This window comes from Xanthomonas theicola, from assembly GCF_014236795.1.
Taxonomy (GTDB): Bacteria; Pseudomonadota; Gammaproteobacteria; order Xanthomonadales; family Xanthomonadaceae; genus Xanthomonas_A; species Xanthomonas_A theicola.
This window is the reverse complement of record NZ_CP049017.1, coordinates 4,577,420-4,590,644: the sequence shown is the minus strand read 5'-3', so window position 1 is coordinate 4,590,644 and position 13,225 is coordinate 4,577,420. Positions and strand designations below refer to the sequence as shown.

Here is a 13,225-nt window from a genome sequence, read left to right as displayed (position 1 = left end):
GTGCGGCCGCCGCTCGCGACCACGGCGCGCTCAGGCCTGCGCCGTCGGCAACCATGCCTTGACCTCGTGCTGCAAGGCGCCGCGCAGGTCGATCAGCTTGCGGTGGAAGAAATGGCCGGTGTCGGGCATGCGGACCAGCACGGGCCGTTGCTGCAACGTGTCCAGCCAGTCGTACACGGCCTGCGGATCGACGATCTCGTCGGCGTCGCCCTGGATCACCAGCCAGTGCGGCGGCGGCTCCACGCCGGCGAAATCCCAGCGCCCGGCGGGCGGGGCGATCGACACCAGCGCCTGCGGCTGCAACGCGGCGCTGGCGCGCAGCGACACGTAGGCGCCGAAGCTGAAGCCGGCCAGCCACAACGCGTCGCGCGGGCGCTGCGTGCGGACCCAGGCCGCCACCGCGGCCAGGTCCTGCTGCTCGCCGTCGCCGTGGTCGAAGCTGCCGGCAGAGGCGCCGACGCCACGAAAATTGAAGCGCACCACCTGCACACCGAGTTCGCGCAGCGCGCGCACGACCATCGCCACCACCTTGTTGTGCATGGTGCCGCCCTCGGTGGACAGCGGGTGGCAGACGATCGCGGCGACCGGCAAGGCGGCCACCTCGGCATCGGGAAGATCGACCGCGGCCTCGATCGGGCCGACGGGGCCGTCCAGCGTCAACGCGCCGGATTCGGTGGGGAAAGCGGGAGAGGTCATGCGGTCATGATACCGGGGCTGGGTGCAGGCCACATGCCGGCCGTTCGCACGCAGCGTTTTCTTTCCCCGACCGGATCCACTGCGCGTGGCGTTCGTTCTCCCGAGTGCGGTGTGCAGCGTGCTGGTCTCGGCGCTGCTGAATGATCGACGTACTGCTCAAGCGCATCGCCCAGGCCGGCACGCCGTTCGCTGCGTCGCTGCTGTCGGCGTTCGCGCTCGCCTTCGTGCTGCTGCTCGGCGTGCAGCGGTGGCGGCATCTGCGCGAACACCAGGCACTGGCCTGGCGCAACCTCGGCGCCGGCATGCGGCTGGGAACGCTCAACTTCGGCAACATCCTGTTCTACATGCGCGCGCACCAGGCGCTGCCGGACGGCCCGGCGGCGGTGTTGGCGGCGATGAACCTAGGCGTGATCGGCCTGGACGCATTGCTCGGCATGCCGGCCTTCGGGCGAGCAGACCCGCGCCTGGAACCGCGCCGGGTTGCTGCTGGCGCTGCTGGCGATCGTGCTGATCGCCCTCGGCGCCCTCGGCGCGCGCCGGATCGGCGGCGGTTCTGTCGCGGCTGAAGCCGCTTCTACAGGCACGCGTTTGTCCGGCTGGGCGCATTGCCGGCGTTCATCGATCCCATGCGGCGAATGCACGCGCCACCGCCTCGGCGCCGGGATCGACCACGCCGCGCAGCGCGTCCGCGGGCACCGCGGCCGAGCGGCCGGCACGGGCCCGGGTCAGTTGCGCGGTGGCATCGGCGCCGGCACGTGCCGCGCGCGCCGCGGCGGCGAAGCCATCGCCCTGCGCCAAGGCCTCCAGCGCCGGCAGCAGCGCGTCGAGCATGGTGCGATCGCCGCGCTGCGCGCCGCCGTAGTGTTGCATCCGCGCCACGCCGGCCTGCAGCGCCGCCACCCAGCCGCGCCCGGCCTCCAGGTCGGTGGCTGCGGTGGTGAACAGGATCGACAGCAGCACGCCGCTGGAACCGCCCATGCTGCGCTCGATCGTCGCCGCCAGGCCGTGCGCCAGCGCCGCGTCGGTCCCCGTCGCCAGCGCGTCCGCGTGCAGCGCCTGCTGCAGCGCGTGGGCGCCGGCGGCGAAGGTGCTGCCGGCATCGCCGTCGCCGGTCTGCGCATCCAGCGCGTCCAGCGCCGCCTGCGCGGCGAGCAGCGCCTGCGCGACCCGCGCCAGCGCCGCGCCGCGCCGCGCGTCGCGGGCGCCGTGCCGGTGCGCGTCGCTGCGCGACAGCGCCGGGGCGAAGTGGACGGGCGCGTGCGGCACGCGCACGCCGGGCCAGCCCAGGGTCTGCACCGGCGCCTGCAGCGCGGCGAGCACGTCGGCATCGGCCGGGGCCAGGGTGATGGAGAAGCCGTGCATGTCCATCGAGGTCATCAGCGCCGCCGGCAGCGTCGTCAACGCCACCCGCGCCACGCCGATCCGCTGCAGCGCCAGCCGCGCCAGTACGCCCAGTTCCTGGGTGGAACAGCCGCCCAGGTCGTTGAGCATCAGCACCAGCGGGGCACCGGCGCCGTAGCGCGCATCGGCCCGCGCCAGCAGCGGCTCCAGCACCAGCGCCAGCGCGTCCTGGACCGTGTCCGGCTGCACCTTGCGCGCGCCCGGTTCGTTGTGGATGCCCAGGCCCAGTTCCGGCGCGCGGCGGCCGGCGTGCTGGCCCGGCACGGTGCAGCTGGACAGGGCCATGCCCAGCGACAGCAAGCGGTCGGCGAAGGCCTGGCTGCGGCGCGCCAATTCCGCCAGCGCCACCCCTTCGCGCGCCAGGTGGCCGGCGTACTTGTGCACCAGCACGGTGCCGGCGAGGCCGCGCGGCTGCGCGGTGCCGGGCAGGGCGATGTCGTCGGCGACCAGCACGCTGGCCACGTCGATGCCTTCGGCGCGGGCGCGCTCGGCGGCCAGGCCGAAGTTGAGCCGGTCGCCGGTGTAGTTCTTGATCACCAGCAGCACCCCGGGCGCGTCGGCGCAGGCGCGGATCGCGGCCAGCACCGCTTCCACCCCCGGCGAGGCGAACAGGTCGCCGGCGATCGCGCCGCTGAGCATGCCGGGGCCGACGAAGCCGGCGTGGGCCGGTTCGTGGCCGGCGCCGCCGCCGGACAGCACCGCGACCTGCGCCGGGTCGCGCTCGGCCTGCAACACGATGCGGGTGCCGCTGGCCGGGTCCGAGCGCAGCAGCGGCTGCAGCGCGGCGACGGCGTCGAGCACGTCGTCGACGATGGCGCGGGGGGCGGTGAGGAACTGGTCCATAGAGGTTTCTTCGCGGCGGCAGGTGTCTGCCGCGTACGCTAGCCGAGCCGGCGTGATGCGCGGCTGAGGCCGGGCACGGCGCCGCTCGCCCACCGGGCGCGCGGAATCGGCGAGAATCCCCGCTCCTCCCCCGCATGGAATCCCCGCATGGCCGGCGCCAGCCTGTTCACCCTGCTCGACGATATCGCCTCGCTGCTCGACGACGTGTCCATCCTGACCAAGGTGGCGGCGAAGAAGACCGCCGGCGTGCTCGGCGACGACCTGGCGCTGAACGCGCAGCAGGTCACCGGGGTCACTGCCGACCGCGAGCTGCCGGTGGTGTGGGCGGTGGCCAAGGGCTCGCTGGTCAACAAGGCGATCCTGGTGCCGGCGGCGCTGGCGATCAGCGCCTGGCTGCCGTGGGCGATCACCCCGCTGATGATGATCGGCGGCGCATTCCTGTGCTACGAGGGCGTGGAGAAGCTGGCGCACCGCTTCCTGCACTCCAAGGACAAGGACGCGCTGCGCCACGCGCAGCAGCTGCAGGCGCTGGCCGACGCGCAGGTGGACGTGGTCGCGCTGGAGAAGGACAAGGTCAAGGGCGCGATCCGCACCGATTTCATCCTCTCCGCCGAGATCATCGTGCTGTCGCTGGGCGTGGTCGCCGGGGTCGACTTCACCCAGCAGGTCCTGGTGCTGGTGGCGATCGCGCTGGCGATGACGGTCGGGGTGTACGGCCTGGTCGCCGGCATCGTCAAACTCGACGACCTGGGTCTGTACCTGACCCGCAAGGGCGCCGCCGCGGCGTCGATCGGCCGCGGCATCCTGTGGCTGGCGCCATGGCTGATGCGGGTGCTGTCGATCGCCGGCACCGCGGCGATGTTCCTGGTCGGCGGCGGCATCCTGGTGCACAGCATCGGCCCGCTGCATCACGCCATCCAGGGCATCGCGCCGCAGGGCGCGTGGGGCGGGCTGGTCAGCGGCCTGGGCAATGCACTGGTCGGCATCGTCGCCGGCGCGCTGGTGCTGGGCGCGGTGTTGTTGTTCCAGAAGCTGCGGAACTCCGGACCCGGGACTGGGGACTCGTGAAACGCGGGCGCGGCGGGTGCGGATGGACTGCGACTGCGCGTTGCGGCCCACCGCCGACCGGATCACGCTCTTGCGAGTCCCGGTCCCGGGTCCCGGCCTCAATCCGCCGACACCACGCGGTTCTTGCCGGCCTTCTTGGCCTCGTACAGGGCGCAGTCGGCGCGCTTGACCACCGCGTCCTGGGTCTCGCCGGCGCGGCGCAGCGCCACGCCGGCGCTGAAGCTGACGAACACCCGCTGGTCCTCGTGCACCACCGCGCGCTGGGCCAGGGCGCGCTGCACCCGGGCCACCGCCGCGGCGGCTTCGAAGATGGTGCAATCGGGCATCAGCAGCAGGAATTCCTCGCCGCCGAAGCGGGCGATCGCGTCGCTGCCGCGCAGCGTGGTGCGTGCCACCTCGACCACGTGGCGCAACGCGGCGTCGCCGCCGGGATGGCCGTAGGTCTCGTTGAGCTTGCGGAAGTCGTCCAGATCCAGCATCGCGATGCACAGCGGCTGCGCGCCGCGTTCGGTACGCGTCAGTTCGCGCGTGAACAGTTCGTCCAGCCCGCGCCGGTTGAGGCTGCCGGTGAGCTGGTCGACCCGCACCAGCCCGCTGACGTCCTGCAGTTCCTGCTCCAGGCGCAGGATGCGCTGCTCGGCCGCTTCCACTTCCTGGCGCGCGGCGATCAGGTGGTCGCGCGCGCGCAGCGCCTGCTGCTGCACGTGGCCGGTGTCCTGCAGCACTTCCTGCAGCAGGCGGTTGAGGTCGGCGATGCTGCGCGCGTCGCGCACGGTCTGCGAATAGTCGGCGATGCGGTCGTGGAACTCGCCGGTGCTGATCGCCATGCCGTCCAGGTTCTCGACGAAGGACACCATCATGTCCTTCATCGCCTCCTTGGATTCGGCGATGCCCTGCTTCAGCAGGCCCTGCTTGTAGATCACCTCGCGCAGGCTGCCGCGCGCTTCCTCGATCGAATAGCGGTCCAGCGGGCCGCCGATCAGGTCGCGCACCACCGCGATCTGGCCCTGCAACCAGCTGGTGTCGTCGAGCAGTTCGCCGACGTTCTCCAGCAGCAGGTCGAACAGGCCCAGCAGCAGGGTCTGCTGCTCCTGGCTGTCGCTGGCGCGCAGCGACACTTGGTGGCACAGCTCGCGCACGCGCTGCGCGACCGGTTCCAGCGGCTGGCCGGGACGCCACTGGCGCAGCGCCTCGCCGGCGGTCTCCGACGCGTGCGCCAGTTCCGGCAGGTTGTGCAGCAGCGCGGCCAGCGCGCCGGCCACCGCCTGGCGCAGCAGGTCGCGCAGCCGTTCGGTGTCGCTGGGCCCGGCCAGCGGATCGCCGACATCGATGGTGCGGATGTACTTGTCGATCAGCTGGCGCAGCGCGCGGCCATAGCTGGGCCAGTCGCCGCTGGCGGCCGCCGATTGCAGTCGCCGGCCCATGTCGCCCAGCTCGCCGTGCAGGCTGCCCATGCCATTGGCGAAGGCGCCGAGCAGGTCCAGCGGCTCGTGGGCGTGGTTGAACAGGCGGATCAGCGCCGCGGTGACCGCGGCCGGATCGGCGTGCTCGCCCGGCGCGGGATGCGCGGCACCATGCCCGCGCGGCGCCACCGTGGAGGCGGCCGGCGCCGCCGGCTCGCGGCGGCGCGGCGACAACAGCTTGCGCAGTCCGCCGACGGGTGGCTCGTCGCGTTGATCCGGCATGCTGACGCCTCCTCCCAAGTAAACGCGCCGCCCGTGGCGACATCAGGAACAGGATATCGGCGCCGATGGCCCGCGCTTAAGCTAGCATGACGTCGTCGCATGGGCGCGGGCGCGACACCATCGATCCACGGAGACCCAGAACGCCATGGCCACTGCCCGGGAACCGATCCTGCAACCCGTACCGATCCTGTCGCTGCGTCCCACGCAGATGACGGTGGGGATGCGCGAGGTGAAGGAAAAGCGCAAGCGCTGGCGCGCCCACAAGTCCAAACGCAAACAGGCTGAACTGCTCGGCAAGCACATGATTCCGGTCGTGCTGGGGCCGGACGGCAAGTATTACGTCGTCGACCACCACCATCTCGCGCGGGCGTTGCACGACGAAGGGGTGAAGGACATCCTGGTCAGCGTGATCGCCGATCTCAGCGTCGTCGACAAGGCCGCGTTCTGGGGCGTTCTGGATCATCTGCACTGGGCCTATCCCTATGACGCCAAGGGTGAACGCCGTCCCTTCAAGGCGATCCCGACGTCGATCGCGGACCTGAAGGACGATCCCTACCGCAGTGTTGCCGGCGAGGTCAGGCGCGCTGGAGGCTTTGCCAAGGACACCGCCCCATTCAGCGAATTCCTGTGGGCCGACCTGTTCCGCCGCCAGCTGCCGCGCCGCGAGGTCGAAGCCGATTTCGCCCGCGCCGTGGAAGCCGCGCTCGCGATCGCCAGGAGCAAGGACGCGAGCTACTTGCCGGGCTGGTGCGGCCCGCTGTCCGACGACTGATCGGGAGTCGCTGGCGCAGGCTCCGCTTTGCCGCCGAGGACCTTGTGCAGGACGCGTTCGACGCGGCCGCCGAACAGCAGAATGACGAACGCGATGACCAGGGACACGGCCACGATCCGCCAATGGCCGGCGCCGCACATGATGCCGACGCACGCCGTGAACCAGGCGCAGGCAGCGCTGGTGAGGCCGTGAACCCGGACATGCTTCTGGGTCTGATAGATCACCCCGGCCCCGAGAAAACCGATGCCAGTCAGGATGCCCTGGATGACGCGGCTGCCGGCATCGGTGAAGCCGCCGTTGCCGATCGGATCGGCCAGCACGACCACCATCGCGGTGGCCAGGCCGACCAGTCCCAGCGTGCGGATCCCGATGGGTTTGCCGTGCAGATCGCGGTTCAACCCGATCGCGGCGCCGGCCAGGGCGGCGGCTCCGAGACGCAGGGCAATGTCGGACAAGTCGATCAATGGACGTTTCCCGGCCGATGTCTCGAGGTCGGCAGTCGGCTCATCATATAGACACCCGGCGTTCGGTTTCATGCCGAACGCGCAGGAAAGGCGATCCGCCCTGGAATGGACGATGCCCCTCAGAACGCGGCGCGGACCTCGTCCAGGCTGGGCGGGTTGGCGCCGGCGCGGGTGCAGTTGATCGCCGCCGCCGCCACGCAGAACGCCAGCAACGGCTGCAGCGCCGCCGCCGACCGGCCCAGCGCGGCGAGCGCGGCCAGGTCGGGCAACTGGTGCAGCAGGGCGGCCTGGAAGCTGTCGCCGGCGCCGACGGTATCGGCCACCCGCACCGCGCGGCCAGGCACGCGCGCCTCGGCATCGCCGCTCCAGGCCACCGCGCCGGCACCGCCCAGGGTCATCACCACCAGCGAGGGGCCGTGCTGCAGCCAGCCGCGCGCGATCGCGAACGGGTCCTGCTGCGGGTACAGCAGCTCGATGTCCTCCTGGCTGACCTTGACCACGTGCGCCAGCGCGATCCAGCGCGCCAGCCGCGCCCGCCACACCGCCATGTCCGGCTCCACCGTCGGCCGCACGTTCGGGTCCAGCGAGATCAGCCGCCGCGTGCGCTCGCGTTCGGCCAGGGCCTGGAAGGTGCTGGCGGTGGTCTCGGCGACCAAGGTATAGGAGCCGAAATGCAGGCCGCCGACCGCGGCATCGAGCACCGGCAGGTCGGCCATGGTCAGCGCGCGATCGGCGCAGCCGGTGCCGTAGAACGAATAGTTGGGTACGCCGTGCGCGTCCAGCGCGACCATCACCAGGGTGGTCGCCTCGGCCTTGTCGACGCAGTGCGCCAGCGCCACGCCTTCGCGTTCGAGGGTGCCGCGCAGCTGGCGGCCGAGCGGGTCGGCGGACAGGCCGGCGAACAGCGCCGACGCCGTGCCCAGCCGGGCCAGGCCGATCGCCACGTTGAACGGCGAACCGCCCTGCCGCGCGGTCATGCCGACCGAGGTGCCGGCGTAGCCGTCGATGAAGATGTCGTACAGGGCCTCTCCACACACCACGAACATCGAACGGCTCCTCGGTTGGCTGCAGCGGCGCCGGGCGGCGCGATGGCCGGCCATTGTGGCGTACAAGCCGCGGCGCGGCGACCGCGGCGACCGTGCAGCGACGGCGCCTTGCCTGCGCACCTACGATAGTCGCGGCTTCTCCACCCCGCACAGAGACGCTCCGATGAGATCCTGCTCGCCGGCGCCACCGGCCTGGTCGGCCGTCACGTGCTGGCGCAATTGCTCGCCGCGCCGGCGTGCGGCGCCGTGGTCGCGCCGACCCGGCGCGCGCTGGGCGCTGTCCACCCCAAGCTGTACAACCGGCTCGTGGACTTCGACCGGTTGCCGGCGCAGGCGCGGTGGTGGCGAGCCGACGCGGCGATCTGCGCGCTCGGCACCACGATGCGCCAGGCGGGCTCGCGCGAGGCGTTCCGCCGCGTCGACCATGCCTATCCGCTGGCGATCGCGCGGCTGGCGCGGCAGCACGGGGCCACGGCGTTCGCGCTGACTTCGGCGATGGGCGCCGATCCGCATGCGCGTTTGTTCTACAACCGGGTCAAGGACGAACTGGAACGCGATCTGCAGGCGCTGGGTTACCCCGCGTTGGCGCTGATACGGCCGGGGCTGATCGGCGGCGAGCCCGCGCAACCGCGTGCCGCCGAACGCGCCGCCGCCGTGCTCGGGGTGCTGGGCCCGCGGTTGCCGCGGCGCTACCGGATCAGTCCCGCCACCTGCATCGCCGCCGCGCTGGTCGCCCACGCCGTGCATCCGCGCGCCGGGGTCCAGGTGGTGGATGCGGCGCAGCTGGCGCAATGACCTGCGGCGGCAGCGTTCCTGCAGCTGTTGGCATGCGGTCGGGGCGTGCGCGAGCGCATTCGGGCGGACGCGCGCGGTCCGGTCGCGGAAAGCGGTCGGGCTGGAGCCCCTCCTACAGGGTTGCCGGGGATGCGGAGGACCGCTGTCGGCGCGGTTTCAACCGCGACGGGCGGAGGCGTTGGGTTGCCCGGTCGCGGCAGCGGTCGGGCTGAGCCGGCTTGCACGGTCGCCGGCGCGCCATGCGCGTGACTTCGTACCGGTGTCGGGCGCCCAGCGACGGCCCGCCGTCCACCGCCAGTATCTGCCCGGCGCTCCAGCGCGCCTGCGGCGCGGCCAGGAACAGTACGGCGTGGGCGATCTCCTCCAGCGTGCCGGGACTGCCGAACCCAATGCCGCCCGGAGGCGCCGGTACAGCGCCGGCCGTTGCTCCCGGCGCTGGTCCCATCGGCCGCCGGGGGAACGCGATCGAGTCGGGCGCGATCGCCTTGGCCCGGATCCGCTCGCGCGCCAGTCCGGCCGCCCGTGTAGTCGTGTCGCGGTGGAGCGCGGGCTTCGCCGCCGAGTACGCCGGCACCCGCGGCGTCGGCCGCAGTGCGTCGATCGAGCTGATGTTGAGGATGCCGCCGTGGCCGCTGGCGCGCCGCAGCGGCAGTGCGGCGTGATTGCAGCGCACCGCGGCCATCAGGTCGATGTCGAATCCGGCCTGCCAACTGGCGTCGTCGTCGCCATGGCCGTAAGCGGAGGCGTTACCGGCGTGCGCCGGGCGCCGATCATCGGCCAATCCGCAGCAAGGCCGGGTTCTGGCACCATGGCGGCCCGCCGTGCACGCACGGCCGCCGGCAGGCCCGCGCGCTTGCGCCGCCGCCGCGCTCCCTCTTTCCAGGACCCTCCCGCAATGAAGAAGACCTACCAGCTCCGCATCGAAGGCAAGCATCCCGATCGTCTGCTCGACGCCAGCAAGCACGACATCCGCAAGTACATCCGCCGCGAACGCCGCAAGACCCTGCCGGCCGGCGCCGACTACTGGGACTTCGACACGCTGTTCGGCGCCGACGAGGCCAGCGCCGCGGTGGTGCCGCCTGCCGAGCTGCTGCGCGCGATCGACGCACTGGTCGCCGCTGGCGGCAGCCAGTTCTACGTGGAAATCCGCAGCAAGGCGGGCAGGCGCACGCCGCGGCCGAAGGGCGATGCCGCGGCCGATCCGTTCGACGCTTGAGGGCGGGCCGCGCATCGCCGACGGCCGCGACGCGGATGGCCTGGGGCCATCCGCCGCGACGGACGGGACCGGCGAGTGCCTTGCGATCGCGCGCGACGAGCGCCTTGCACGATGGCCGGCGCCGCGGTCCCTGGCGGCAGCCGCGCCCGGTCCGCTCGGGCCAGCGGCCGCGAACCGGCGCCGCGGCCGCGATCGATCCTGCATGGCGACCCGCCGCCGCCCTGCGCATTGGCCGCGCGCCGCGCATCCTTCCTGCTCGGGCGCTTGCCGTTGATCCCGCCGGTCTGCGGCGCCGTTCCGGGAACGGCCGGCGCGGGCGCGGCCGGTTCGAAACCGGCGATGCGCTCACGCGGCACGCGCAGCTGCTGGCGCTTTTCGATCAGGCCCCCGGTCGCTGCCGCGGCCGTGGACGACCGGGACGTCCGAACATGCCCTGCCATGCGAGCAGATGCCGCAGCAAGGCGAGCGAGGGGCCGGACCGGACGCCGCCGCAGACCCGCACGACCGACGCACGGCCATCCGGACAGATGGCCGTGCGTCGGTCGTACCGGGGGCGGCGCTTACTGGTTGCAGGTCACCCCAACCGAAGCGAACGCGGCGCGCACCGAGGCCACCGAGCGGTCCAGGTCGCTGGCCGCGGTCTGCACGCCGCAGGCGCCGCTGTTGAAGTCGGTGCTCGGGGTCCAGTACAGGCGGTTGGCGCGCGCGAACACCTCGAAGGCGGTGCGCGTGTTCCAGCCGGGGGTGGTGACCAGCATGTAGAACGCCTTGTTGTAGACGCCGGAGGAATAGTGCACGTCCAGCCCGTCGCGGTAGTTGGCGGCGTTGTCGATCGATTTGCCGTCCTGCGTCGGATTGGCCATGTAGCGCAGCGCGCCGTTGGACTTGAAGATTTCCGGGCCGACCATGAAGTCGTTGCTGCCCCTGAGGTAGTACTCGGTCGCCTCGCCGGCGATGTCCGAAAACGCCTCGTTGATGCCGCCGGGCTGGTCGTAATAGACGAGGCCGGAATTCTGCTCGGTGAAGCCGTGCGAGACCTCGTGCCCGGCGACGTCGGCGCTGACCAGCGGGTAGAAGCGGGTGTTGCCGTCGCCGAAGGTCATCGCCGAACCGTCCCAGAACGCGTTCTCGTAGCGCGTGCCGTAGTGCACCCGCATCACCAGCTGGAAGCGCAGCGGCGCCACCCCGGCATAGTTGCGGTACATCTTATCGACGATGCCGCCGAAATAGTGCGCATCGTTGATCGGCGAGTAGGCGCCGTTGATGGCCTTGTAGGTGTTGCGCGGGCAGGTGAACTGGTAGGGGGCGCTGGAGAACCCATAGCTGCCACCGAGGTCCACCGTCTTGACGTTGCTGTTCTGCATGCGGCAGCTGTCGTCCATCTCCAGGAAGCCGTGGATGCTGCCGAGGGTGCCGTATTCGTACTGACCGGTCTTGGCGTTGCCGCCGGGGCCGGTGGCGTCGCGCTTGGTCAGGCCCTCCCATTGCCGCAGCACCGCGCCGCTGCGCGCGTCGACGATCACGAACGGTCGGGTTGGTGCGCCGCCCTGCGGCGCGTCGGCGAAGAACGACACCACATAGGCCATGCGCGCGCGATCGTCGTCGTCCAGGTAGATCATCTGCGGCGCCTGCGCGCGCTCGACCCGGCGCGCGGCCAGCGCGTCGCCGAGCGCGGCGCGCTTGGCCACCTCCAGCGCGCGGCTGGCCGGCAACAGCGTCGCGGCGGCGGCCGTCGCGGTGGCCGGCAGTTCCCTGGCCAGGCCGGCGACCGAGTGCCCGAACAGGCTGCGCACGCTGCCGTCGCTGCGCTCGCTGACGATGACCTGCTCGCCCCAGACCGGCACGCCGCGGAAGGTCTGCTGGTAACGGCTGTGCACGGTGCCGTCGCTGTCCGTGCTGCTGGTCAGCAGGGTCAGCGCGGACTCGGCGTCCAGGCCGACCACCTCGGCATGGCGCACCGCGGCGGCGGCGGGCACGCCGCCGAGGCTGGTGGTGGCAGTCTTGTACTGCGTGTTGAGCGTGCCGAGATGCTTGCTGTGCAGATCCACGCGCTCGGCCGCGGTGGCGGAGGTGGCGGCGAGGGCGATCAGTAACGACGGCAGCAGCGCCAGCGGGCGCTGGCAGCGGATGGACTTGGTCATCTTCGGCTTCCTTGATGAATAAGAGGGACTGTCTTGCCAGCGCGGCAGCGCCTGGCTGCCACGTGTCGTTGCGATTTGCGCGTCAGGATCACGGCGGCGTTGCGACCGCGTGATGGCGCGGTGCCGTGTCCTGGCAGCGAACATAACAGTGCGATGACAGACCACGGTAGACAGCTTATGTTCACGTTTGCGATATGGAATGGCGAATCCGGATGGGCGCTTCGTCCACGGGCCGCCCGACGTCCTCCCGGTTTTGAGTAGCGCAGCGGTTTGGAGTCCAATTCCCTATCCGAGTAAATATCCCCCGGCAAAGCCGGGGGCTTTAGAGATGTGAGCCGCTCAAAGCGGCTGCGGGAGCGCTACGCGCCTCCCTTGTTAGGGCCACCTGAAGGTGGCCGACTACCTCAGCAACTGCAATTGGTCCAAGCGCCGATCTTCCGCCTCTTGGTTCTGGATGTATGCCCCGATCAACCCTTCATCCCAACCTACCCTCGTAACGAAGTAACCTCGCGCCCAGAAGCTCTGCCCTACAAAGTTCCGCTTCCGCTCCACATACACCCGCGCTAGGTGGATGGCGCTCTTGCCCTTGATATAGCCCACCACCTGCGACACCGCCTACTTCGGCGGAATCTTCAACAGCATATGGACGTGATCTGGCATCAGATGGCCCTCCTCGACCCGGCTCTCCTTCTGCTCGGCCAATCGCCGGAACACCTCTCCTAGATGCTTCCTCAGACCCACATACAGTGTCTTACGGCGACACTTCGGTATGAACACAACGTGGTACAGACACTCCCACCTGGTGTGACTTAAGCTCTCAAACTCATCCATCTCGGTTTCTCCGTCTCGTGTGCTTGGCCGCTCACGTTGCGGAGTCTCCGGGATGGACTCCCGGATACGTCAAACTTCTACTGCCTCCCCGGCAGAGCCGGGGGAACTCTCAGGTTGGTTTAGTGTTAACAGGCCCTAATTCGCCCCCATGCTTAATTCGTCGATAGCATCGCCCAGGCTGCCCGTGAAGATTTTTATTCATTTAGGGATAGTCTGATCAACGCGGTCGGAGGATGAGGCAAGCCATATCGACCACGCCCACGGCGC

Annotated in this window: 11 protein-coding genes and 2 pseudogenes; 5 read left to right on the top strand and 8 right to left on the bottom strand. The window is 70.8% G+C overall.

Annotation, left to right across the window (positions count from 1 at the left end):
• Positions 1-30: 30 nt before the first annotated feature.
• A complete protein-coding gene (locus G4Q83_RS21395; protein WP_128420228.1) occupies positions 31-696 on the bottom strand; it encodes an alpha/beta hydrolase in 666 nt (221 codons plus the stop codon).
• 140 nt (positions 697-836) lie between these two features.
• Here G4Q83_RS21395 and G4Q83_RS21390 point away from each other — a divergent pair.
• A pseudogene (locus G4Q83_RS21390) lies at positions 837-1,218 on the top strand (EamA/RhaT family transporter); the annotation flags it as partial.
• A gap of 93 nt (positions 1,219-1,311) precedes the next feature.
• Here the strand turns inward: G4Q83_RS21390 and G4Q83_RS21385 are convergent.
• The gene (locus G4Q83_RS21385) at positions 1,312-2,940 is read right to left on the bottom strand and encodes a dihydroxyacetone kinase subunit DhaK (RefSeq protein WP_128420229.1); all 1,629 of its coding nucleotides are present in this window, start codon (positions 2,938-2,940) and stop codon (positions 1,312-1,314) included.
• A 147-nt stretch (positions 2,941-3,087) separates the two neighbouring features.
• On the opposite strand from G4Q83_RS21385, the gene G4Q83_RS21380 reads away from it, so the two are divergent.
• On the top strand, positions 3,088-4,008 hold the full coding sequence (locus G4Q83_RS21380; protein ID WP_128420230.1) for a DUF808 domain-containing protein: 921 nt from the start codon (positions 3,088-3,090) through the stop codon (positions 4,006-4,008).
• Positions 4,009-4,106: 98 nt separating this feature from the next.
• Here the strand turns inward: G4Q83_RS21380 and G4Q83_RS21375 are convergent, their stop codons facing one another.
• Positions 4,107-5,693, bottom strand: coding sequence for a GGDEF domain-containing protein (locus G4Q83_RS21375; RefSeq protein WP_128420231.1), 1,587 nt, complete (start codon positions 5,691-5,693; stop codon positions 4,107-4,109).
• A 145-nt stretch (positions 5,694-5,838) separates the two neighbouring features.
• Here G4Q83_RS21375 and G4Q83_RS21370 point away from each other — a divergent pair, with 145 nt between their 5' ends.
• Positions 5,839-6,465, top strand: coding sequence for a ParB-like protein (locus G4Q83_RS21370; RefSeq protein ID WP_128420232.1), 627 nt, complete (start codon positions 5,839-5,841; stop codon positions 6,463-6,465).
• Here the strand turns inward: G4Q83_RS21370 and G4Q83_RS21365 are convergent.
• Both G4Q83_RS21365 and G4Q83_RS21360 read right to left on the bottom strand, forming a co-directional pair.
• The gene (locus G4Q83_RS21365; protein ID WP_246432194.1) at positions 6,426-7,001 is read right to left on the bottom strand and encodes an MgtC/SapB family protein; all 576 of its coding nucleotides are present in this window, start codon (positions 6,999-7,001) and stop codon (positions 6,426-6,428) included. The genes G4Q83_RS21370 and G4Q83_RS21365 overlap by 40 nt on opposite strands.
• A 47-nt stretch (positions 7,002-7,048) precedes the next feature.
• A complete protein-coding gene (locus G4Q83_RS21360) occupies positions 7,049-7,975 on the bottom strand; it encodes a carbohydrate kinase family protein (RefSeq protein WP_128420233.1) in 927 nt (308 codons plus the stop codon).
• Positions 7,976-8,182: 207 nt separating this feature from the next.
• On the opposite strand from G4Q83_RS21360, the gene G4Q83_RS21355 reads away from it, so the two are divergent.
• Positions 8,183-8,770 carry a Rossmann-fold NAD(P)-binding domain-containing protein gene (locus G4Q83_RS21355; protein ID WP_246432193.1) on the top strand — a complete coding sequence of 196 codons (588 nt, stop codon included), beginning with the start codon at positions 8,183-8,185 and terminating at the stop codon, positions 8,768-8,770.
• Positions 8,771-8,882: 112 nt separating this feature from the next.
• Here the strand turns inward: G4Q83_RS21355 and G4Q83_RS21350 are convergent, their stop codons facing one another.
• A complete protein-coding gene (locus G4Q83_RS21350; RefSeq protein ID WP_246432192.1) occupies positions 8,883-9,452 on the bottom strand; it encodes an SDR family NAD(P)-dependent oxidoreductase in 570 nt (189 codons plus the stop codon).
• A 213-nt stretch (positions 9,453-9,665) separates the two neighbouring features.
• Between G4Q83_RS21350 and G4Q83_RS21345 the strand changes: the two genes are divergently transcribed.
• Positions 9,666-9,986: a DUF6172 family protein gene (locus tag G4Q83_RS21345; RefSeq protein WP_128420235.1), complete on the top strand. Its 321-nt coding sequence runs from the start codon at positions 9,666-9,668 to the stop codon at positions 9,984-9,986.
• 560 nt (positions 9,987-10,546) lie between these two features.
• On the opposite strand, the gene G4Q83_RS21340 is transcribed toward G4Q83_RS21345, so the two are convergent.
• Positions 10,547-12,127, bottom strand: coding sequence for a M4 family metallopeptidase (locus G4Q83_RS21340; RefSeq protein WP_128420236.1), 1,581 nt, complete (start codon positions 12,125-12,127; stop codon positions 10,547-10,549).
• A 399-nt stretch (positions 12,128-12,526) separates the two neighbouring features.
• A pseudogene (tnpA, locus tag G4Q83_RS21335) lies at positions 12,527-12,958 on the bottom strand (IS200/IS605 family transposase).
• Positions 12,959-13,225 lie beyond the last annotated feature (267 nt).

Bases quoted from the DNA above. Each gene is read 5' to 3' on its own strand.
- G4Q83_RS21375 (WP_128420231.1), bottom strand. From the start codon at position 5,693: ATGCCGGATCAACGCGACGAGCCACCCGTCGGCGGACTGCGCAAGCTG.
- G4Q83_RS21365 (WP_246432194.1), bottom strand. From the start codon at position 7,001: ATGAAACCGAACGCCGGGTGTCTATATGATGAGCCGACTGCCGACCTC.
- G4Q83_RS21370 (WP_128420232.1), top strand. From the start codon at position 5,839: ATGGCCACTGCCCGGGAACCGATCCTGCAACCCGTACCGATCCTGTCG.
- G4Q83_RS21345 (WP_128420235.1), top strand. From the start codon at position 9,666: ATGAAGAAGACCTACCAGCTCCGCATCGAAGGCAAGCATCCCGATCGT.
- G4Q83_RS21360 (WP_128420233.1), bottom strand. From the start codon at position 7,975: ATGTTCGTGGTGTGTGGAGAGGCCCTGTACGACATCTTCATCGACGGC.
- G4Q83_RS21395 (WP_128420228.1), bottom strand. From the start codon at position 696: ATGACCTCTCCCGCTTTCCCCACCGAATCCGGCGCGTTGACGCTGGAC.
- G4Q83_RS21350 (WP_246432192.1), bottom strand. From the start codon at position 9,452: ATGGCCGCGGTGCGCTGCAATCACGCCGCACTGCCGCTGCGGCGCGCC.
- G4Q83_RS21385 (WP_128420229.1), bottom strand. From the start codon at position 2,940: ATGGACCAGTTCCTCACCGCCCCCCGCGCCATCGTCGACGACGTGCTC.
- G4Q83_RS21380 (WP_128420230.1), top strand. From the start codon at position 3,088: ATGGCCGGCGCCAGCCTGTTCACCCTGCTCGACGATATCGCCTCGCTG.
- G4Q83_RS21340 (WP_128420236.1), bottom strand. From the start codon at position 12,127: ATGACCAAGTCCATCCGCTGCCAGCGCCCGCTGGCGCTGCTGCCGTCG.